This window comes from Algoriphagus sp. TR-M9, assembly GCF_027594545.1.
In the GTDB taxonomy this organism is placed as follows: Bacteria; Bacteroidota; Bacteroidia; order Cytophagales; family Cyclobacteriaceae; genus Algoriphagus; species Algoriphagus halophytocola.
In genome coordinates, this window is sequence record NZ_CP115160.1 from 4,491,419 (window position 1) to 4,511,868 (window position 20,450).

The following is a 20,450-nucleotide window of genomic DNA, read 5'->3' on the forward strand; positions in this document are numbered from 1 at the left end:
AAGTACACATTATGAGCCAATTTAAACCCTTTCACCTGGCTTTCCCAATTAGGAACATCGAAGAAACACGCACATTCTATGGAGATCTACTTGGCTGTGAGATCGGTAGAAGCACGGACAAGTGGATTGATTTTAATTTCTTTGGGCATCAGCTATCTGCACACATCAAACCGGAAGAACTGGCACAGGCTAAAACCAATGAAGTGGACGGAAAAAATGTACCGGTACGACACTTTGGAGCCATTTTGCCCTGGGATGAATGGCATGAGTTGGCTGAAAAACTCAAAGCTCATGGGATAGAGTTCGTCGTTGAGCCTTATATTCGATTCAAAGGAGAAGTTGGCGAGCAAGCGACTATGTTTTTCCTGGATCCCTGTGGAAATGCACTGGAATTCAAGTCCTTTCGCGATGAATCGCAGATTTTTGCCAAATAGGAAACAATTTGAAAAACCATTATCTAAATACCGGCATTGGGCGAATGATAGAATTAGAGGGGAAAGAGTACCTCTATTTCAGCGGAACTTCTTATTTGGGGATAGCTCAGCATCTTGATTTTTTGGACATTCTGACCAATAATTTGTTTGAATTCGGGGCAAATCACGGGCAAAGCAGGATCAATAATATAAGATTACAGGTGTTTGATGAGTTTGAGGAGGAGTTTGCACTATCCGCAGGAGCGCCCGCAGCGGCTGTGCTGAGTTCTGGCTATCTGGCAGGAATGGCAGCTTGGAAGGCTCTTTTTGAAAAGGACAAGCACACCTGGGTGGCTCCTGATGCGCATTCGGCGATTCTGCCGGATGGTATTTTTCCTAATGCACAATTAGATTTTACACAATGGAAAAAAGATTGCCTAGCGCAATCTGAGCAGCTTTCACCTCAGAAAATCCTAATTATAGGCAATGCAGTGGATCCTTTTCGCTGCCAGATTCACCAGTACGACTGGGTCAGAGAAATCGCTAAAAAGCATGAGGTTAGTTTGCTGATCGACGACAGTCATGCATTCGGGGTAATCGGGGATAGCATTTATGGTACCTATGATCAGTGGTCCCACCCTTCCATCAATTTGCTGGTTGCGGGTTCTCTGGGAAAAGGCCTGGGCTTACCGGCCGGGATCATTCTAGGCGATGAGGTACAAATCCAGAAGATAAAAAGCACGGCCTTATTTGGTGGGGCCTCGCCAGGTTCCCCAGCACATCTCCAGACATTTCTACAGATGGAACATCTCTACGATGGGCAAAAACTCTGGCTCAACGATGCCTGCGGTATTTTTGCCCAGGAAACTGCCGATGTCCTGCAAGTGATCGGGAGTCAGGATTTTCCTGCTTTTGTGTATACAGATGACAGTTGGACCAGGCAGTTTGAAAAAGCAGGTATTATCACTTCTTCCTTTCCATACCCCACTCCGGAGAGCCCTTCTGTAAATAGAATAGTCATTTCTGCTTTCCATGAACTGGGAGATATTCAGTATTTGAATGATATTATACATGACCTAGCACAATGATAAGATCTATACTTTGCCTTTTGTTTGTCACAGTCTTTATCCTCTCTTGCTCAAACCGGAGCGATATCCCATTTGAAGGTAATCTGGATGAATACCCCACGCTGAAAAGAGTTCTGGACAGTGCGGATAAGTATAAGGTGCAGCTCATCTACACGCAAATCGACCGGAATGAGCATGGGAATCCCCTATTCACAGACTACACCGTAAATCTCGAAGACCAGCGTTATTTCTATCCGGCGTCCACGGTCAAGCTTCCGGTGGCATTGCTGAGTTTGGAATGGCTGGAGGAGCAAAGTGTGGCTGGACTTACTGAAGAAACCACTATGCTAATCGATTCTGTGAGACCTTCCCAGGTGCCGGCTTTGAGCGATTTCACAGCGGAGGATTCTCTTCCAAGCATCGCGCAATACATCAAAAAAATTCTGTTGGTATCCGACAATGACGCTTACAACAGGCTTTACGAATTGCTGGGTCAGGATTACATCAATGAGAAGCTAAAGGAAAAGGGGCTGCAGCACACCATGATCAACCATAGGCTGAGCTTTCCTATCTCAGCAGAGGAAAATCGATATTTCAATCCGGTAAAGTTTGTAGACAGCAGTGGGAATGTACTTTTGGAGCTTCCGGAGCGGCATGCTGAAAGGGAATATGCGCTGGAATCGCAGCCAAGTTTGGGCATAGCGCACTATGCCGGAGAGAAGCTGGTCGAGGCTCCTATGGATTTTACTTTCAAAAATAAATTTGCGCTTTCGGATCTTCATGGAGTAGTGCAGCGAATCGTTTTTCCGGGAGCGTTTATGGAATCCCAACGCTTTCAACTCAATGAGGAACACCGGGACATGATCCTGAAGTACATGAGCATGTATCCTGGAGAGAGCGATTTTCCTAAGTATGAACTTCCGGAATACTACGACAGCTATTCCAAATTCTTCAAGTTTGGATCCGATCAAAAACCTATTCCTGAGCAGTTTCGAATTTTCAATAAAACCGGCTGGGCTTATGGGCATCTGATTGATGGCAGCTACTTTGTGGATTTTGAAAGTGGTGTGGAGTTCTTTGTTTCCGCCGTGATATATGTCAATGAAAATGAGACGCTCAATGACAACGAGTATGAATTTGAAGAAATAGGAACTCCGTTTTTCACCGAATTGGGGGAGTATTTATATAACCTAGAATTAAAACGAAAGCGGATGATTTCCCCGGATTTGAGTCAATTTCGATTTGATTATGCTGGAGATTAGCTAAACAAATATGATTGTAGGCTTTTTACCAGTAAAGCGACCAAATCATTCTATGAGGCTCTTTTCTGTCTCCCTTTCTGCGATACAAAGGAAATTAGGCTATTGGCATCAATCCGTATATTCAGTAATAAATAATCATTGATTTTATCAATTCTGAGAGTCTTAATTTTGCCAGTGAAAGCATGAACGAAAAAAGTATTCCATTCATTTACCGATCCTTTTTCAATTTCTGGCTGTTGGTGGTCCTACCTGCAACTTTAATTGCCCTGACCCTTTCTAAGCTTTATTACAACAATACCATCAACCTCGAACCCTTAAAAGATCCGAATGTGTGGTTTTACTTGCTTCTTTTGCAGGTTTTTGTCAGCTTCTTCTCCTACATTTGGGTGTATAGACCACAGGCTAAAAAACTAAAGGATAAAGCGCATTGAACAGTTGTGTTTTTTTGTTTTAGCCTCCGAGAGTATCATCACTTAGAAGGTAACACTGCTCATTGCCCTAGAAGTCTGCGGCTAATGCCCAGCTTACAGCCACTGCCTGTAAAGTACAAAATCCATGAATGTTTTTATCTTGGACAAACAATAACCCAAAATGAAAAGACTATTTACCTTAACCCTTTTGCTGGCTTTCTCAGCAGCTAGTTCCATTGCTCAAAATCTGGCCGAAAAACTCGGTTATCCTGCCGATACCAAGCTGCTGATAATTCATGGCGATGACGTGGGAGTATCTCATTCCCAAACCAAGGCAACTTTTGATGCCATGAAAAATGGAGTGGTCAATTCCACCAGCATGATGGTTCCTACGGGCTGGTCGGCAGAGGTAGGGGAGATGGCTAAGGAACTGCCAAATGCAGACATAGGAATTCACATTACCTTGACCAACGAATGGTTGAATTTCAACTGGGGACCAGAAGCAGGGAAGACGGCCGTTCCCGGTCTGGCCAATGCCAAAGGTCACATGTATCCGGATTGTGGACAAGTGGCCGCAAACGCAAGTCCCGAAGAGGTGGAAAGAGAGATCCGAGCACAAATCAAAGCTGCCAATCAGATGGGAATCATTCCTACTCATCTGGACTCTCACATGGGCTGTATTTTCTATGGAAGACCTGAATATCTAGCCTCATACCTCAGAATCGCCCAGGAACTGCAGATTCCGGCTATGATCAATCAAATGATGATAGATAATCTGGTGAAGCCAAATGCCCAGTTGTTTTCAGGGATCAATGTGGATAACTTCCCTGTGGTAGATCAGCTATTTATGGCCGAGCCGCAGGATTATCAAGCGGGAATGGAAGCTTATTATACCAAAGCACTCACTAATTTGACTGCGGGATTGAATGTGATTTTGATTCATTTGGCTTTTGATGATGAGGAAATGAATGCAGTGACTAAGGATCATGACACCTATCACGCTCCCTGGAGACAGGAGGATTATGATTTTTTCACCAGTGAAAAAGCCAAGAATCTCCTGAAGCAAAATAAAGTGCAGCTAGTGACCTGGCGCGAAGTGGGCAAAACCATGTAGTTTTGCGAAAAATCTATTTCATGTCTAGAGTATTATTACCAATACTGCTGCTTAGCGTTATTTTATATGCCTGTCAAGGGTCAAAGCCTGAAGAGGCAAAACTATTGGAAAGCTTGGAGCGCTTGCCCTCTTTGGATGTTACAGAAGTGGAGACTTTTTCTTTGGCCAATGACCAAATTCTGATTTCTGAAGGATCTGTATCGCTTAAATCCATCCAACTGCTTCAGGGTTTTTCTTCGGTTATAAAGATCGATGATCAAAACTTTTGCCTTGAAAACCCAATTGCGGAGAAAAAGTATCCTTTTGCCATCAAACAGGAGTTCGAGCTGGAGGAAATGGAAGTGCTGCGTTTGCTTGTTTTAAGTCAAGACAAACCGGGGCTGACTATGCTGAATTTTATCAAAAATGTGGGCAACGCTCCCTTAAACCTGAGTTTTCAGTTTGGTGCAGCGAGTGAGCTCAAACCTAGTATGTTGATGGATAGCACGTATGGAGTGGATGGAGCGGATCAGGTGATTTTTGATGAGTTAACGGGCGTTATTACTGCCAAAGATGCACTAAATGACTGGTATGCAACTTGGGCCTCTTCTGCAGATTATGTGCTGAAACCGGCCTCAATAGCGTGTGATGCTGCAGATTCAACGCTGAGCAAAACATCCGGTTTCCAGGTTGATCTGATGCTTGCACCGGGTCAAGAGCAGGTTGTTCCGGTTTATCTAGCAGGCTCTGACCAGAGTGAGCTTATGGCTATGGAGACTCTGGCGGAGCTTCGAACGGATTTGTATTCAGATTGGGACCAGAGTTATGCACTTGTAGATTCTTTATTGTCCACTTCGAAAGTAACACTACCTTCGGTCGAATTGCAGCAAGCTTACCTATGGAGTAAGTTTAAGGCTGGTGTTTACCAATTTCCAGCAGAGAAAAAGGAAACTGCTGCAATCGACCCTGATCAGCTTCTCCATTTTTATGAGATGAACTATAAGGGCTTTACTGCCTCGATTGACCAAACGCTTTTTTTCACAGATTTAGATCAGCCTAGGCATCTGACTCCTGCTTTTAAATATATGCAGCCTTTGGTTTTGAGCTTGATGGGAATTCAGGGTGATATAGTAAACAGAGTGACTTATGTCCGTCCCAATTTACCTACTGAATGGAATGAAGCATCCATAGAAAATCTCTGGATAGACGATAACCAACTGGATATAGCCATTACCTCGGAGGAAAATCACCTAACAGTAGAAATCACCCAGAGCCAGAAAAAAGCCGGCTTATCCATAGAATTGCCCGAAGCATTTATGCAGGTAAAAGTGCTGGGCAAGGAAGTGAGTAACGATACCAAAGATGGCTTCCGCAGGATATTGATGACTGGAGACCATGTGAGGATTGAGGCTAGTAAAAAATAAGCTATCGTAATTCTCCAAATGCCGTCAAAATCAACCTTCTACCTCCCCCGTATTTGCGAAATTCGCAGAGATAAATTCCCTGCCAAGTTCCAAGGTTGAGTTTTCCACCAGTAATCGGGATTTGAAGATGGCTATCAAAAAAACTGGCTTTAATGTGCGCAGGCATATCATCAGGCCCTTCATAAGTGTGGATAAAACGTGGATAAGATTCTGGAATTAACTCATTTACGAAGGTCTGGAAGTCCTTTCTGACAGTAGGATCAGCATTTTCATTGATAGTCAAAGCAGCAGAAGTATGCTGGATAAAGACTTGAAGAAATCCGGTTTGGATTTTCCTGATTTCCGGTATTGCCTCTTCTATTTCATCGGTGATCAGATGATACCCTGCGGGAAAAGCGTTTAATTGAAGTTGGTGTTGGAAAAAACTGTTCATTTTCAAAAATAAGGCTAGATCCCGAGATATTAAAAATCGGACTTTCGCCCCTCATTTACTGCCTGTCCAAAAACAGCTTGACACCATTACAGGAATCCCAAGTACCAGCCAGCTCTCCTTGGCTATTGACGAAATAATCCTCCATTCCTTCTTCGCAACTATGGATAAGCACACTGTTGCTGGTATTGAACTGAAAGATGTAGTGCGTAAGATTATCAGCATTCATTGTTTCATAAGTGCCATCTACGGTGTATTTGCCTACTTTTTTTACAAATGTCCCGTCTGTGCGCAGCGAATAGGAAAATGTGGAGTCAGATACGCTGGTATATTCCAGCTTTCCGTCTTTCATTTCTTGATAGCCAACTAGATTCCAGGTCTGTCCCTGGTCTTTGGGCTCTGGCTGATCGTTGAAGTCACAGGAGAATGCGATTAGAGCGATTAGGGAGAAAATTAGTGATCTTTGCATGGCAATTACTAAATGGTTGGTAGAAATTCTATTGCCCAAAAATCAATTACTTTGCCATAATGGAATATTCCCCAAAAATCTTTACTCTTTTCAGCTATTAACTTGAAATTCAGTGTTATTCTAGCCTATAGCGCCTATAGGATTAGCAAAGTAATTTCCATTAAGCCAACTGTTAATTCGCTTGATATCAGATACCTGGGCTTGCCTTCCGTGTACAAAATGCCCTTTTTCTACACATTTTCATTACAGGAATAATCTGGGCTGATTCACTCTACCAAAGTAAAATACAAGGATGCACCATCGCATGGAGCGCTTCCGCCCACCAGCATCCCATTTTCATCAATGAAAAGATATTCCCGGTTTGCAAAGCAGCTATGTCTTAAAATGTCCTCTTCGAAATTCAGTATGTATTCCTTCCTTTCTCCTCCGACTTCATAGATTTTAAACTCTTGCTTGTAAGTACCAGAAGTGCTTTCCTCGCCTACTGTTTTGACGTAGGTTCCGTCCTTTTTGAACAAATAGGTGTACGAGGAGTCACTGATAGTCTGAAAACCAGAATCTCCCCCAAAACCGAAAACCCGCCAACCGGCTATTTTCCAGGTCTGCGGGTATTCATTGTAGGGTTTTTCATCCTCCTGACAGGAAAATGTGAAAATAGAAAGAAGGCAAAGTAGCAACAATCGGGTCATGCGGTAAGATGCTTTGTTGAGAGACTTTCCTAGACCAGACGCAGGACTCAGGCAATTCGCTACCGATCAGATCTTTTCTATGTGGTTTTCCAAAACTCCTACTTGATCAATTCCGATTCGGACTTTGTCTCCTTCTGCCAATGTAAAATCATCCGGGACTATGCCTGTGCCGGTCATCAGAAAGCAACCTATAGGAAATGTATTTGCCCGAAATAGCCAACCGGCTAATTCCTTCGGCTTTCGTTTCAGCTGGGTGAGTGGAGTTTCTCCCACAAAGGCCAGCACATCATCTCTGAAGATCTCCAGACGGATATTTGCTGTCTCTTCTATGGCTTCATCTGTGAGGTAGAGGCATGGGCCTATGGCTGCACAGCCTGCATAAACCTTTGCCTGCGGCAAATAAAGCGGGTTTTCACCTTCTATACTTCTGCTGCTCATGTCATTTCCACAGGTATAGCCTTGGATTTTTCCTGTAGGAGAAATCACCAAAGTCAGTTCTGGTTCTGGTACATCCCAGGTGGAATCTTTTCGGATATTCACAGCTGCTCCAGGAGGGGAAACCCGGCTTGCAGTAGCTTTGAAGAAAAGTTCCGGTCGATCTGCATGGTAAACCTTGTCGTAGAAATCCGCCCCTCCGGCATCTTGTGATTCCTCCATTCTAGCGGTTCGGCTTCGGTAGTAAGTCACACCTGCAGCCCAGATTTCCTGATTGCCCATAGGAGCTAAAATTCCCCTGGCCAAAGTGGCCTCAGCTTCTTCATCGGAAATCTGCGTCCAGGAATGTGATTCTGCGCTTAAATAATCCTTGAGATTCTCCTGAGCGAGGAGCTGGTCCCAGTCTAATTCCGGTCCTAAAAGGAATTGGTTTTCTTGCTGTAAAAGTGTGCCCGTGGGCAGTTTATAGATTTTCATAGGTTAATAGGGTTTAGCTGGGAATTTATGAAAAACTTTTAAGAAGAAAGTAAGATCAATACAAGAGATAGCACATTTCCTGGGCCGTATAGATGAAATCTCTTGAATTAATTTTCTAATCCATAGGTTTGGATGGCAATTTTTCCATCTTACCTTTGCCAATAGATCATAAGGGGTGCCTTAATAAAACGGGCTGAGATCATACCCATACGACCTGATCCGGGTAATGCCGGCGAAGGGAAATGAACGAGCAACATCATACTGGAATCTTTAGCAGAGCGGTACCCTCTGAGCATTTTGCAGTTTTGATGTGCATGCGGGTAAACAATCACGGAAAACTTCCCCTAAGCTTTCCCATGTTTCACTCAAAATCCCGAAAGGGACATTTATTACATGAAAAAAGTATTAATAGGTTTGGCATTTTGCCTAGCCGCAATTTCTAGCTGGGCCCAGCAAAGCCTCAGTGGAAAAGTGCTCGATGCTAGTACTGGTGAACCTCTGGTAGGCGCTTCAGTCTGGGCAGAAAATCAGGGAAAAGGTGGAGTCACTGACGAAAATGGCCTGTTCACCATCAATAAATTGAACGAAGGAAGTCTGGAACTGCGCGTTTCTTACATTGGCTACCTCACGGTCAAGCAGGGCATAACTTTTCCTTATTCAGGAGAGCTGATCTTCAGGCTCCAGCCTACAGAACTGATGACTGAGGAGATCATCGTGTCTGCCACGAGGGCCTCGCAAAGTACTCCTACCACGTTTCAGGAGATCAGTAAAGAAGAGCTTGCCAAGCGCAATCTAGGTCAGGATATCCCTATGCTCTTGAATTTTACGCCTTCTGTAGTGACCAACTCAGATGCTGGTGCAGGAATAGGATACACTGGCATGAGAATTCGAGGATCGGATCAGACCAGAATCAATGTGACAGTAAATGGTATTCCTATGAATGACGCAGAGTCCCATGGGGTATTCTGGGTAAATATGCCGGATTTTGCTTCCTCGGTGAATACCATGCAGATTCAGCGCGGAGTCGGCACATCTACCAATGGTGCCGCGACTTTTGGCGCAAGCCTGAATATCCAAACGGACACCCGAAATGACGAGGCTTATGCAGAAATCGATAATTCTGCCGGCTCATTCAATTCCTGGAAACATACCGTAAAAGCCGGAACGGGGCTACTCAATAACCGTTTTGCGGTGGATGCCAGGCTTTCAAAGATTTCCTCTGACGGATATGTGGATCGGGCGACTTCTGATTTGCGCTCCTACTTTGTGTCGGCTGGCTTTTATGGGGAAGACCATGTATTGAAGTTGAATGTGTTTTCAGGAAAGGAAAAGACGTACCAAAGCTGGTACGGACTGCCGGAGTCTAAGCTGGAAGATGACCGAACGTTCAATTACTACACGTACGACAATGAAACGGATAACTATCAGCAGGATCACTACCAGCTGATCTATGCAGGTAAAATCGGCGATAACTGGAAAACCAATGCCGCACTACACTACACTTATGGTCGCGGATATTATGAGCAGTATCGGGAAGATGACGATTTTGCCAGCTATAATTTACCTGATGTGGTGATCGGAGACTCTACCATCAGCAGCACGGACATTATTCGCAGAAGATGGCTGGACAATGACTTCTACGGTGCAGTTGCCTCCATCAATTATGTCTCTGACAATGGCAAATGGGATGTGGTACTAGGCGGTGGAGCCAATCGCTACGATGGTGATCACTTTGGAGAAATCATCTGGGCTAGAATCGCCGGGGATACAGATATTCGGGATCGTTATTATGACAACAATGCCGTCAAAGATGACCGGAATATCTATTTGAAAGGGACTTATGAGGTTTCTCCAGGCCTAAATCTCTTTGGAGATCTTCAGGTGCGAGGGATTGACTACTCTTTCATAGGAGTAAATGACGACGGTAGAATAGTAGATGGAGAAGAAAAATACACCTTCTTCAATCCCAAATTTGGCGCTAGTTATGAGAAAAATGGCCGAACCTGGTATGCCAGTTTTGCTGTCGCAAACCGTGAGCCTACCCGATCTGATTTCACCGATAATCCGATCACCGAAGTGCCCAGACCTGAGCGGCTCAATAATGTGGAGGCAGGAATCCGCTCCCAAAGTGGAAGGTTCAGTTACAATGCCAATTTCTACTACATGGGCTACAAAGACCAGCTGATCCAAACCGGGCAAATCAATGATGTGGGTGCTTATATCCGGGAAAATGTCCCTGATTCATACCGGGCCGGTATAGAACTGGATGGGGCTTACCAGCTTTCTGATGCCTGGGTCATCGGGGGTAATTTGGCTTTAAGCCAAAATAAAATCAAGGAATTCACCGAGTACATCGATGACTATAGCACAGATGAATTCACACAGGAATCCTTTACCTATACCGATACGGATATCGCCTTTTCTCCAAACATAGTTTCCTCGGCGATGATTGAATTCAAGCCTGTCCAGAACCTTTCACTCAACTGGATGAGCAAGTATGTGGGCAAGCAATATTTAGATAATACCTCCAATGACGCACGAACCTTGGATGCGTTTTTTACCAATGATTTCAGGGTGAGTTATTCAGTGCAGCCTAGGTATTTCAAAAGCATAGAGCTGAACCTCATGGTCAATAATGTTTTCAATGAGATGTACGAACCTAATGGCTACACCTTTAGCTATTACGTGCCGGGAGAAAATGAAAAGGAACTGGTGACAGAGAACTATTACTACCCCATGGCCGGCACTAATTTTATGCTGGGGTTGAGTTTGAAATTCTAAGAAATCTAAGCTGAAGCAAACCATGCAACTCGAGAAAAAACACTTTGAAATACTTCCAAAAGCGCAGCAAAACTGGCAAAACAGGCCGGAATGGTTTTTCAACCGAGCGCATACTGATACCTATGAACTTTGGTATGAAGGCAGGTACAAGCGGGCGGAAATCTGGCAAAAGAAGGTGATGGAGCAGCTGGTTTCCAAAGATACCCGGATCAAAACCTTGCTTGAATTTGGCTGTGGCACCACCAGATTCACCCGCTGGTGGAAGGAAATCGGGATCAAAGCAACCGGAGGGGACATTTCCCCTCTGATGCTTTCCCAAGCCATCAATCTCTTCGAGGGAGATCTGGTCATGGCAGATTCTCATCACATGCCTTTCAAGGATCATACCTTTGATTCCCTGGCTTTCATTACCACTTTTGAATATTATAAAGATCCCGTAAAAGTGATTCGTGAATCTGCCCGTGTGGCCAAATACGGTATCGCGATGGGTATGATGAACCGAAATTCCCCTAAAGTACTGAGGCGGAGGGTACAGCAGGTTTTTGGCAAAAATCCGTTCTACGTGACAGCTACATTTTATACTCCTGCCATGCTGATCAAAATCATTGAAGAGGCATTGCAAGGAAGGGAATATACCATAGAATGGTCGTGCACAGGTTTGCCCAAGTGGTTTCCGGTGCAGCAATGGAGCGTTCCGTACGGAGATTTCTTTGGCTTATATGTGAAATTCACAGATGTAGACTGATGGCAGAGCTGGGCAAAATCAATCACGAAGGGTATCAAAACTTGCTTGCAGGCAGGCTGGGTGCGCTGCGCCCAGAAGTAAGACAAGGGCCAGATTTTGGGGTAGATGTTTCGATTACTGCTTTGCCGGGAGGTTTGGCCATGGCGGCCACCAGCGATCCTTTGTCATTGATTCCTTCCCTGGGATTGCAGGAATCGGCCTGGCTCAGCGTGCACCTCATGGCAAATGACATGGCGACTACTGGTTTTGCCCCGCAATATGGGCAGTTTGTATTGAACCTTCCGGATACGTTAAGCAATGAAGACTTTAGTACCTACTGGGGTTTTATTGATCGCTATTGTAAAGAAATCGGAGTAGCTATTACAGGGGGACATACCGGTTTTGTGCCAGGACAAAATTCAACTTTCGCCGGTGGCGGTACCTTGATTACCATTGCTCCAGAATCAGAAATGGTCTGTGCTACTGGTGCGAAAGAGGGTGATGTGATTTTGGTGACCAAGTCCTGTGCTTTGACGGCCACGGCGATTTTGGGAATGAGCTTCCCTGAAACCATCAAGAATAAGCTGGGGAAAGAAATCTATGAGTCTGCCTGCGCGCAATTCTATCAAACTTCTTCGCTGAAAGATGGCTTGATCGCAGCCGGGCAAAGCGAGAAATTCCCGGAAATCACAGCCATGCACGATGTGACGGAAGGCGGAGTATTAGGAGCGATTTACGAAATGTTGACTGCTTCAGGAAAAGGTGGAAGAATAGAAAATGACTTGATTCCTGTGGGAGAAATAGCTTCCCAAATTTCTACGTTATTTGATTTAGACCCACGCTACTGTGTGGGAGCTGGGGCAATGGTGATTTCCTGCAATTCTGAGAAATCGGATGAATTGATCTCCAGATTGGCAAAAGCAAACATTGCCTGCGCAGCTGTGGGCACCGTGAAATCTGCGGAATCTGGCATTATGCTGAGCGAGAAAGAATCGGTATCCCCGCTCATTTACCAAGAAACTGATCCCTACTGGGCGGCCTATTTCAACGCATTAAAGCAAGGATGGAAATGAAAAAACAAGATAAAATAGCTGGAGGACTGTACCTGGTCATAGACCCGGGCAAAGATGAGGCTGAACTTTTAGGTACATTGGAACAGGCCTTAAAAGCAAGACCCTGCGCCGTTCAGATCTGGGACAACTTTGCCGAACATTCTGCTGTACCTGCTTTGATCGGTAGGATCAAGGTGCTTTGTAATGCGGCATCCGTTCCGCTTTTGATCAATAATCACCCAGAGTGGGTCGAGCTTTTCGATCTGGACGGAGTGCACTTTGACGAAGTCAATCAGCTTTCGGAAAGCTGCCTGAGAGCCTTTAAGGGTATGGGCAAAACGGTGGGGCTGACCACCAATAATGATTTTGAAGCGATCAAGGCAGCGGTGTATTCCGGTATAGATTACCTTTCTTTTTGCTCTATGTTTCCCTCTGGCACCAGTAACAGTTGTGAGCTGGTGGACTTTGATACGGTGATCAAAACCAGGGAGATCACCAGCATACCGATTTTCTTGGCAGGAGGAATAAACCCGGAAAATCTAGCACAACTAGGAAGCTTGAAGTTTGACGGAATCGCGGTGGTCTCAGGTGTGATGAGCGCCGAAGATCCTCAAGCAGCCATTTTGAAATATCAACAAGCCCTTTCAATACTTAAATCATGAAACTAGAAACAATAGCCAAACTATGCTGTCCTTTTGATAAAGAGGATCTGGAATTGAAAACCATACTGACCGATGATCAGGATAATATCCTGGAAGGCTGGTTGACTTGTGGATCCTGCACACGTATTTACCCAATCATCAAGGGGATTCCTATCATGAACCCGGATGAGTACCGTGAGGAGCATCTGGAGCAGCCGGTATTGGACCGTTGGCAAAAGCAATTGGAAGGAAAAGAAATTAAGGATTTTAGGCTTTTGGAGGGAAATTCAAAGGATACCTAGGCCTTCTTTGATCTTTTGCAGGGCATCTACAGCTGCCTTTTCTTTTTCAAAATCCAAGGCGAGAAACTTGGTGCCATTGGATAGTAAAACACATTTATAGATCGTGACCTGACCGTTAATTGTAGGCGTAATCCCATTTGGCATAAAAGACGTTCGAAAACTGTGGAACACCAATTCCACTTGGTCAATTTCCGGTAGGCCTTCCCATTCGCCAGATTCAAACCATAGGAACCTCTGATATTCCTTGAATTTTCTGTTTTGAAAATCAAAAAGAGTTCCTGAATTAAGAGTGCTCAAAATTGCTCCAATCACTAGTGCTCCTCCAGCAACTAGTGCAATTTTAGTATTTTCTGTTTCCAAATCATTAATAAAGGATAAAAGGATTACAATCACCCCAGAAGCAAGAAATATCTGGCCAAGTAGTCTGGGGCCCTTAGTCCCATCATTTCTGCTTTTGTAGTTGAAATACTTCTCTGCTTTTCGATCAGTTAGGTTTGACATTCCTCTCCTTTTTTATCAATATCAGCGATATCACCGAATAAATTAGCAAATACTTATACAAATCCACTGAAATAATAAACTTGATATTGGTGGAGAAAGGGATATTATGCCCGTAGAAGTGTCCTGAAAAGAAGGCTGCCAGGCCTGCAAAAACCAAAATGTGGGAAACAGTCGCCAAAAGAATAAACAGGATTCTTTTGAGCAAAAGCACGGGCACGTTGGCGAGTAATCCTATTTTTTTGAAAATAAGATTCCATATCAGGGCAACCGGGAAAAGCAGGATCCAAAGTGAATTGATCAGGCGTTTTTCCGTTTCGTAAACAGAATGATCAAAATTCTGCCTGTACAGGTAATCCTGAAAAACCGCCACCAGCAAAATCAGGATCAGCACCAAAAGATACTTCAGTGTGGCCTTGATCCGGAGTTTCTTCTGTTGGAAAACAGGGGACATACTTACAGCAATTGGTGTTGCTTTAAGTTACATAATAAAAAATAGGTGGGCTGCGCAAAACAGCCCGATCTTATGAGTTTACAGGCAAGAGATTATATAGCTTCTCGTTCACATAGTAATTCCCCGTCCCCAACTTTTCCTTGCGCAGCACACCGTCTTCTGCAAGTTTATTGAGGTAATTGGCAGCGGTGATCCTAGATACGCCCAAGTCCCTGACGACAAATTCAATTTTGGTGTAGGGATGTTTGAAGAGGTTGTTCAGCAGCTCCTGGGAGTAAAATTTATAGTGGTCCCGAAGTTGGACTTTCATTTCAGCCATCAGCTTCTCCATGTTCTCAATCAATGAGATGGTATCCCTTGCGGTATTTTCCACTCCTTTGATCATATACGTCAGCCAACTTTGCCAATCTCCATTTTCACGCACCCCCTGAAGCAGTTTGTAATAATCTGTCTTATTCCGAATGATATGGCTGCTGAGGTACAGAATCGGAAGTTTTTGCAAGCCACACAAAATCAGGTACAAAGTGTTCAAAATCCTTCCCGTCCGGCCATTTCCATCATAGAAAGGGTGGATGCTTTCAAATTGTAAATGGATGATCGCCATTCTCACCAACTCATCGTAATCGCTCAGTTGGGGGCGGTTGATAAACTGCTCCAGATTGGCCATCAGCTCAAGAATCTCATTTGCATCCTGCGGCGGAAGATAGACGGTCTCTCCTGTCTGGGCATTTTTCAAAGCCGTGCCCGGGAGTTTTCGGAAACCGGCATTTTTTCCTTCCAAAGTCTCCTGGATCTGTATAATGGTCTGATTGGTCAGCATACCCTGGCTCTGGACCAGTTCAAATCCACGCTTCATCGCAGCTACATAATTCTGCACTTCCTTGATGGCCGGGGACATGGATTCAAATTCCAAGTCTGATTTGAACAATTCATCATGGGTGGTGATGATATTTTCCACGGCAGAACTGTCCTTGGCTTCCTGGAGCGCCAAGGTATTCAGCAAAATTTCGTGATTTGGAATGGAATATACCAGCCCCTTTAACTCTGCCAATGCCGCATGAGCGGCAGGCAATAGCTTGAGAATTGTCCTTGTCTCCAATTCATCTTCGTATGGCAAAGGGATCAACTTCCACATCTTTTGTAAAGATTTTTCGATTTTCTTTACATATACGGACAGCTATGTAAAGCATCTTTACATTAGATTTTAAAAAAATATGAAGTAACCTCAAGTCGAGTTTCAAAAACTTCATCGGGGATTAGTGGAGTAAAGCCGTGGGAATCTCAAAAAAAGGGAGATTGGCACACACTTTTCCTTCCCTATGCCGACGCCAAAAGGATCCGCAATGACGTTGATTCGTCACTGCCAGCCCTCCGGGAGGCGGGCGAACGCAGGAACGGAGCGAAGCAGTCTTCCAATCCTGCAGCTGCTCTTCCCTAGAGATTGCTTCGGGGCTTTTAAAGCTCTAGTCAAGACTAACTCTTTTGGAACAGCCCCTACCGATGACGTTAGCTATTCCATTTCTCCGCTTTTTAAATCGAACTCAAAGAAGTAGCGAAATTTACACCGCTTGCCAGTTTGAAAATTTCAGCGATAAGCTGCGGAAAAACAAGAATATCAATCCGGAAAAACACTTTTATCCATGCCTGGCACAATCCTCAACGCATTTTTGTAATACAGCTTTTTCAACACCTCCTCAGAAAGCCCTAAACCATACATCGCCCAGAAAGCGTGGTACTTTTTGTAATAGGGAAAATACTCATCCTCAGTCTCCAGCACCCTGAAATAGGTGTAAAATTCCTCTTTGTTGTAGGCGTCTTTACCAAAAAGCACACGGTCCTGATATTTTTCGAAAAACTCCTTTGCTCGTCTGGGTTGTCTACCAAACTCAGCGATCACCGCACCTATCCCAAAATTGACATTGGGGTACTTTTCCAAATGTTCACTAGCCGCATCCAGATCATTGGCCATCCAGCCCATGTGGGCATTGATAAAAGTGGTCTCAGGATGCTTCGCAAAAACATCGTGTTGTTCTGCTATAATCTGTTCAAAAGGAGCCGGATTTTCTGCTCCCCGCTGTCGGCGAGGATGGGTTTTGAGCTCTAGCCAGCGTTCATTATTCGCATCCATGGGCTGCCAAAACTGGGCGGGGTCTGCGGAGTGAATGATTACAGGAATTCCCAGTTCACCGGCTTTTGCCCAAACGGCATCAAGGTCTGGATGGTTTACAGGCACTCGGTTCCCGTTCACATCGTTTACATTCAGACCTAGGCTTTTGTAGATTTTCAAGCCGCTTGCACCTGCAGCCACATCTTCTTCCAATTCCTTCACTGCGATCCTCGTCCAGTTTTCATCCCCAAAGCCTGCAAAGTTCAGATTGGTAAATACCATGAACCTCCCCGGTGCGTGGGTATTAAACTCCCCGATCATGGATTTAATATATTCCTGCTGGGAATTGCTATCTCCTCTACCGAATCCACGTCCACTGAGGTTCACCAGTACGCCCATATTTAGCTCATCCATTTCTGCAACCAATTGATCTATTTTCTCCTTGTTTATCCCTCCCTGATGCGAGTGGATGTCCACAAATGGAAATTTGGCGCGCTGTACAGGATGCTCTGGTACCTTTAGCGTAGAGGGCGGGTTGTACTCTTCAAAGCTCATCTCCTGGGCCATGGTAATAGAAAAGGAGCAGGCGAAAAATGAGGCAATCAAAAATTTGGCAGAAGTATGCATAGCTAGGTCTTTGTGAGTTTTAGGCTGTTACGCAATAGAGTCAGGAATAGTTTGAGCTTTTTTGAAGAAGGAAGGGGCTGTCTCAAAAGGCTTTTCGATGTCTGCTTGAGCGGAGGCGAAGTCCAATTCCTGTAAATTAGGATGCATTTCGACTTCGCTCATAGCGGTAACCTATACTTTTGAAACAGGCCCATGCTTTTTACCGGGTAGTTCCACTTTGGATTACCTGCCCAAAGAATATTGCATTTGTATACAATTTATTTGTACCAAACCAGAATGCTCTGAAGTTCATGTTATCCGTAAAGGCAACTATCCGTCCTCTTCCTACACCGGCCACCTGGATCACAGAGCCATTTTGGAGTCCAGGTACGTTGGATGGGTGTAAGTATCCCGAAGCCAGTGGCTGATCAGTGTAAACCAAAGGATTAGCGTAGGGGTTTTTGGAAGGTTCTAAAAAGAGGTTGTCATTTCTGAAAGTGTGAATATCAGCCTTGGTGTACCCATAGCCAATCGGATGGGTCAAATCCAAGTGAGCATTGAAAATAGCACCACCGGTGACTTTTGCGCCTCTGGCATTATCGTAGTCTGCATAGTTTTTCTGAAGTGCGGAATCCGAAGCTGCTATTTCCCTGAATTCGAAGTCACCGATATCATGCTGCGCCAAAAACTCAATGGCCCCACCTTTTGCCAGCAAGGTGCCGCCTCTGGCGACCCAAGACTGAATAGAGGAAGCACCGGATTTGCCCAGTCCACTATATCTTCCATCAGGCATCAGCAATACATTATATCTATCCAGGGTACTGCTGCTCACTCTGTCCATAGCAAGTAGGGTAATCGGAATCTCGTAGCGCTGATCCATCAGGTGCCAGATTTCTCCTGCTTCGTAGCTGCTTACTCCTCCTTCTACCAAAAGTGCGATTTCTGGTTTATCCAGTGGGGTGATGTTTGGAGAGCCTAGGTTTATCCCTGTGGTATTGCCACTGGTGAGTGCATAAATATCTACTGTAGATGCAGCTGCGATTTCTGAGATTTTTTGATAAAAAGCCTGATCATCCAGACCGCTTTCTCCTTTGGAAATCAGTAAGGTTCCTCGTCCGAATTGCTTATCATCCATTCCAAATTCCATAGTCGCTACACGAACCAGGAATCCTGCTTCCATTAGTTTGTAAGCAGCTTTAGGGGCATAGTAATCTGTCCATTCCATGGCATAAGCATAGGCTCCTGGGTTGCCGATCACCTGACCTGGCTGTAGTGTCAGGTTATCTTTGGTGACCTCTTCTGTGTTTGCCAGATTTAGGATCTGGGAGTTGAGCGCCATGTAGTCCAGGTTGAATGCCATAGGGTATGTCCAGGCAGATACATCATAGAACAGGCTGTCTTTGAAAGTATTTCTGGTTTCAAACATGGCTTTGATCAGGCGGTATTGAGGCTGATCTGCCGGGACTATGAATGAGTTTTCACTTTTAAACTGCGTGCCATTCACTGTGATATCCTCGTTCAGACTGAATACCTTGATGTCATGCTGCAAGATCAAATCTGCGAGGTGAAAGCTTTTGGCATCGTCTTGCTCATTTCCGAATATGTAAGCTTTATTAGGATCGGAGGAGACTTCATTTTTGATTTCATCATAGAAATCAGCCATAAAAGTATTCAGTTCTTGCCTCATTTCCTTTGCGGCTTCGTAGGAGGAAAGGTTAGCGGTAAATTGATTTCTGATGGTGAAAGGAAAGCTCAGCATGCCATTGACGCTTTCCTGTAGGTGCCCTCTGGAGCTAGCCTGCTCAAATAGAATCCCAATGGATCCCTGCACATCTGGGTAGGTGGAACCTTTGCCGTAGTAATAGTCATCGTAATTTTCCTGATTGAAATACAGGGAGCCGATTTTGTCCAAGGCCTTGGCGTGATAGGTACCAATTTTGGCAGTCAACTCAAAGTTCTTCTCAGGGGTGAGTGGGTGCATTCTGGCCGGAACTCCTGGCTGAAAAAAGAAGGTGCTGTTGGTTCCCATTTCATGGAAATCCAAGTGGATATTTGGAAGCCATTCCTGAAATACCTTGACGCGGTTTCTGGATTCTGGGTGCTGTACCGGTAGCCAGTCTCTATTCAGATCAAACCAATAATGGTTGGTTCTTCCCCGTGGCCAAGCTTCGTTAAATTCCACATTATTAGGGTCACCGTTCATGTTGTAGGATTTGTGGCTGTTCACCCAGGAAGCAAACCGGTTTAGACCGTCCGGATTGATGGCTGGGTCTAATAGGAGTACGATGTCTTCCAGTTCGGCCTCGATTTCATTGGCAGCGGCAAAGTGGTAAGCCGCCAAAAGTGAAGCATTTGCTCCACTGGCTTCATTGCCATGTACTGAATAACCCATAAACATCACCACCGGCATATTTTCCAGGTCTGCTGATGCCCCGGGAGTACGGAGTTTGGCTCTTTCAGCTTTAATCTGGTCTATTTTGCCCAGGTTAGAAGGAGAAGTGATAGTAAGGAGAACCTGTGGTCTTTTTTCGTAAGTTCTGCCCGTTTCTTCAAACGTGACACGGTCTGATGCCTCAGCCACAGCCTTCATGTACATGACCAGCTGGTCATGGCTGACATGCCATTCCCCTACTTCATAGCCCAAAATTTCTTTAGGTGTAGGGATGGATTCATCGTAAGTATATCCTTCGGGTAAGTAATAGCTTATGTCTACCTGAGCATAGGTAGAAAGCGTAAAAAGGGACAAAAGCAGCGCAAGCAGACTTTTTTTCATAGAGATTGGTAGTTTAACTTTTAGCTAAATTCATACTTTAGATCCTTAAAAAAAGCTATTTTGGTTCAATGGTTAAAATAATTGAAGAAAAGAGATGGAAATAAATCAGTACTTTAACAGCATTACCTATTGACAGTTTGGCGGCTTACTGTATTTGCTGGTCATCGGCTATGTGCTCTATAATCTCATGATGAGGCAGGACTTTAGACATTCCCATGAGAAGCTGGTTTGGATCCTTCTATTGCTGATTACCCCGGTTTTTGGGATGATGCTCTATTTCATAAAAAGCAATCCTCGTCGCAGAAGAAGAGGGTTTAATCCGGATTTTTCGAAAAATTAAACA

The 20,450-nt window shown here is 44.6% G+C and carries 22 protein-coding genes and 1 riboswitch; of the genes, 12 read left to right on the forward strand and 10 right to left on the reverse strand.

Going from position 1 to position 20,450, the window contains the following annotated elements; all coding sequences use genetic code 11:
- Positions 1-11 precede the first annotated feature (11 nt).
- The 6 genes from PBT90_RS19195 to PBT90_RS19220 all read left to right on the forward strand — a co-directional run bounded on the left by PBT90_RS19195 (position 12) and on the right by PBT90_RS19220 (position 5,669).
- Positions 12-434, forward strand: a complete 423-nt coding sequence (locus PBT90_RS19195; RefSeq protein ID WP_264808114.1) for a VOC family protein — start codon at positions 12-14, stop codon at positions 432-434.
- 44 nt (positions 435-478) lie between these two features.
- Positions 479-1,501 (forward strand): aminotransferase class I/II-fold pyridoxal phosphate-dependent enzyme, encoded by a 1,023-nt coding sequence (locus tag PBT90_RS19200; RefSeq protein ID WP_264808115.1) that lies wholly within the window; start codon positions 479-481, stop codon positions 1,499-1,501.
- Positions 1,498-2,742 carry a class A beta-lactamase-related serine hydrolase gene (locus PBT90_RS19205; RefSeq protein ID WP_264808116.1) on the forward strand — a complete coding sequence of 415 codons (1,245 nt, stop codon included), beginning with the start codon at positions 1,498-1,500 and terminating at the stop codon, positions 2,740-2,742. Before PBT90_RS19200 ends, PBT90_RS19205 begins: the two co-directional genes overlap by 4 nt.
- A 182-nt stretch (positions 2,743-2,924) precedes the next feature.
- Positions 2,925-3,173 (forward strand): hypothetical protein, encoded by a 249-nt coding sequence (locus tag PBT90_RS19210; RefSeq protein ID WP_264808117.1) that lies wholly within the window; start codon positions 2,925-2,927, stop codon positions 3,171-3,173.
- A 160-nt stretch (positions 3,174-3,333) separates the two neighbouring features.
- Entirely contained in the window at positions 3,334-4,266 is a 933-nt protein-coding gene (locus tag PBT90_RS19215; protein ID WP_264808118.1) for a polysaccharide deacetylase family protein, read from the forward strand.
- A gap of 20 nt (positions 4,267-4,286) precedes the next feature.
- Positions 4,287-5,669 (forward strand): hypothetical protein, encoded by a 1,383-nt coding sequence (locus tag PBT90_RS19220; protein WP_264808119.1) that lies wholly within the window; start codon positions 4,287-4,289, stop codon positions 5,667-5,669.
- A gap of 1 nt (position 5,670) precedes the next feature.
- On the opposite strand, the gene PBT90_RS19225 is transcribed toward PBT90_RS19220, so the two are convergent.
- The 4 genes from PBT90_RS19225 to PBT90_RS19240 form a co-directional block, all read right to left on the reverse strand.
- The gene (locus tag PBT90_RS19225; protein ID WP_264808120.1) at positions 5,671-6,102 is read right to left on the reverse strand and encodes a secondary thiamine-phosphate synthase enzyme YjbQ; all 432 of its coding nucleotides are present in this window, start codon (positions 6,100-6,102) and stop codon (positions 5,671-5,673) included.
- Between the two features lie 55 nt (positions 6,103-6,157).
- Entirely contained in the window at positions 6,158-6,568 is a 411-nt protein-coding gene (locus tag PBT90_RS19230) for a hypothetical protein (RefSeq protein WP_264808121.1), read from the reverse strand.
- A 266-nt stretch (positions 6,569-6,834) separates the two neighbouring features.
- On the reverse strand, positions 6,835-7,257 hold the full coding sequence (locus tag PBT90_RS19235; RefSeq protein WP_264808122.1) for a hypothetical protein: 423 nt from the start codon (positions 7,255-7,257) through the stop codon (positions 6,835-6,837).
- A 66-nt stretch (positions 7,258-7,323) separates the two neighbouring features.
- Positions 7,324-8,169 (reverse strand): fumarylacetoacetate hydrolase family protein, encoded by an 846-nt coding sequence (locus PBT90_RS19240; protein WP_264808123.1) that lies wholly within the window; start codon positions 8,167-8,169, stop codon positions 7,324-7,326.
- Between the two features lie 161 nt (positions 8,170-8,330).
- Positions 8,331-8,427, forward strand: a riboswitch (TPP riboswitch).
- Positions 8,428-8,562: 135 nt separating this feature from the next.
- Between PBT90_RS19240 and PBT90_RS19245 the strand changes: the two genes are divergently transcribed.
- The 5 genes from PBT90_RS19245 to PBT90_RS19265 are packed head-to-tail and all read left to right on the forward strand — an operon-like array spanning position 8,563 to position 13,669.
- Positions 8,563-10,950 (forward strand): TonB-dependent receptor, encoded by a 2,388-nt coding sequence (locus tag PBT90_RS19245; RefSeq protein WP_264808124.1) that lies wholly within the window; start codon positions 8,563-8,565, stop codon positions 10,948-10,950.
- Between the two features lie 22 nt (positions 10,951-10,972).
- Positions 10,973-11,695 carry a class I SAM-dependent methyltransferase gene (locus tag PBT90_RS19250; RefSeq protein ID WP_264808125.1) on the forward strand — a complete coding sequence of 241 codons (723 nt, stop codon included), beginning with the start codon at positions 10,973-10,975 and terminating at the stop codon, positions 11,693-11,695.
- Complete coding sequence (locus PBT90_RS19255; protein WP_264808126.1) at positions 11,695-12,747, forward strand: AIR synthase family protein; 1,053 nt, start codon at positions 11,695-11,697, stop codon at positions 12,745-12,747. Before PBT90_RS19250 ends, PBT90_RS19255 begins: the two co-directional genes overlap by 1 nt.
- The gene (locus PBT90_RS19260) at positions 12,744-13,388 is read left to right on the forward strand and encodes a thiamine phosphate synthase (protein WP_264808127.1); all 645 of its coding nucleotides are present in this window, start codon (positions 12,744-12,746) and stop codon (positions 13,386-13,388) included. The genes PBT90_RS19255 and PBT90_RS19260 overlap by 4 nt, the downstream gene beginning before the upstream one ends.
- Positions 13,385-13,669 carry a Trm112 family protein gene (locus PBT90_RS19265; protein WP_264808128.1) on the forward strand — a complete coding sequence of 95 codons (285 nt, stop codon included), beginning with the start codon at positions 13,385-13,387 and terminating at the stop codon, positions 13,667-13,669. The genes PBT90_RS19260 and PBT90_RS19265 overlap by 4 nt, the downstream gene beginning before the upstream one ends.
- Here PBT90_RS19265 and PBT90_RS19270 read toward each other — a convergent pair.
- From PBT90_RS19270 to PBT90_RS19295, 6 genes are all read right to left on the reverse strand, one after another.
- Entirely contained in the window at positions 13,655-14,170 is a 516-nt protein-coding gene (locus PBT90_RS19270; RefSeq protein WP_264808129.1) for a hypothetical protein, read from the reverse strand. The genes PBT90_RS19265 and PBT90_RS19270 overlap by 15 nt on opposite strands.
- A complete protein-coding gene (locus tag PBT90_RS19275; protein WP_264808130.1) occupies positions 14,154-14,621 on the reverse strand; it encodes a hypothetical protein in 468 nt (155 codons plus the stop codon). Before PBT90_RS19275 ends, PBT90_RS19270 begins: the two co-directional genes overlap by 17 nt.
- A gap of 70 nt (positions 14,622-14,691) precedes the next feature.
- Positions 14,692-15,756, reverse strand: a complete 1,065-nt coding sequence (locus tag PBT90_RS19280; protein ID WP_264808131.1) for a Fic family protein — start codon at positions 15,754-15,756, stop codon at positions 14,692-14,694.
- Positions 15,757-16,236: 480 nt separating this feature from the next.
- On the reverse strand, positions 16,237-17,355 hold the full coding sequence (locus PBT90_RS19285; protein ID WP_396127654.1) for an amidohydrolase family protein: 1,119 nt from the start codon (positions 17,353-17,355) through the stop codon (positions 16,237-16,239).
- 27 nt (positions 17,356-17,382) lie between these two features.
- Entirely contained in the window at positions 17,383-17,517 is a 135-nt protein-coding gene (locus PBT90_RS19290) for a hypothetical protein (RefSeq protein WP_264808132.1), read from the reverse strand.
- 37 nt (positions 17,518-17,554) lie between these two features.
- Positions 17,555-20,107: a M14 metallopeptidase family protein gene (locus PBT90_RS19295; RefSeq protein WP_264808133.1), complete on the reverse strand. Its 2,553-nt coding sequence runs from the start codon at positions 20,105-20,107 to the stop codon at positions 17,555-17,557.
- A gap of 172 nt (positions 20,108-20,279) precedes the next feature.
- On the opposite strand from PBT90_RS19295, the gene PBT90_RS20480 reads away from it, so the two are divergent.
- A complete protein-coding gene (locus tag PBT90_RS20480) occupies positions 20,280-20,447 on the forward strand; it encodes a PLD nuclease N-terminal domain-containing protein (RefSeq protein ID WP_396127655.1) in 168 nt (55 codons plus the stop codon).
- The last annotated feature ends 3 nt before the right edge of the window (positions 20,448-20,450 follow it).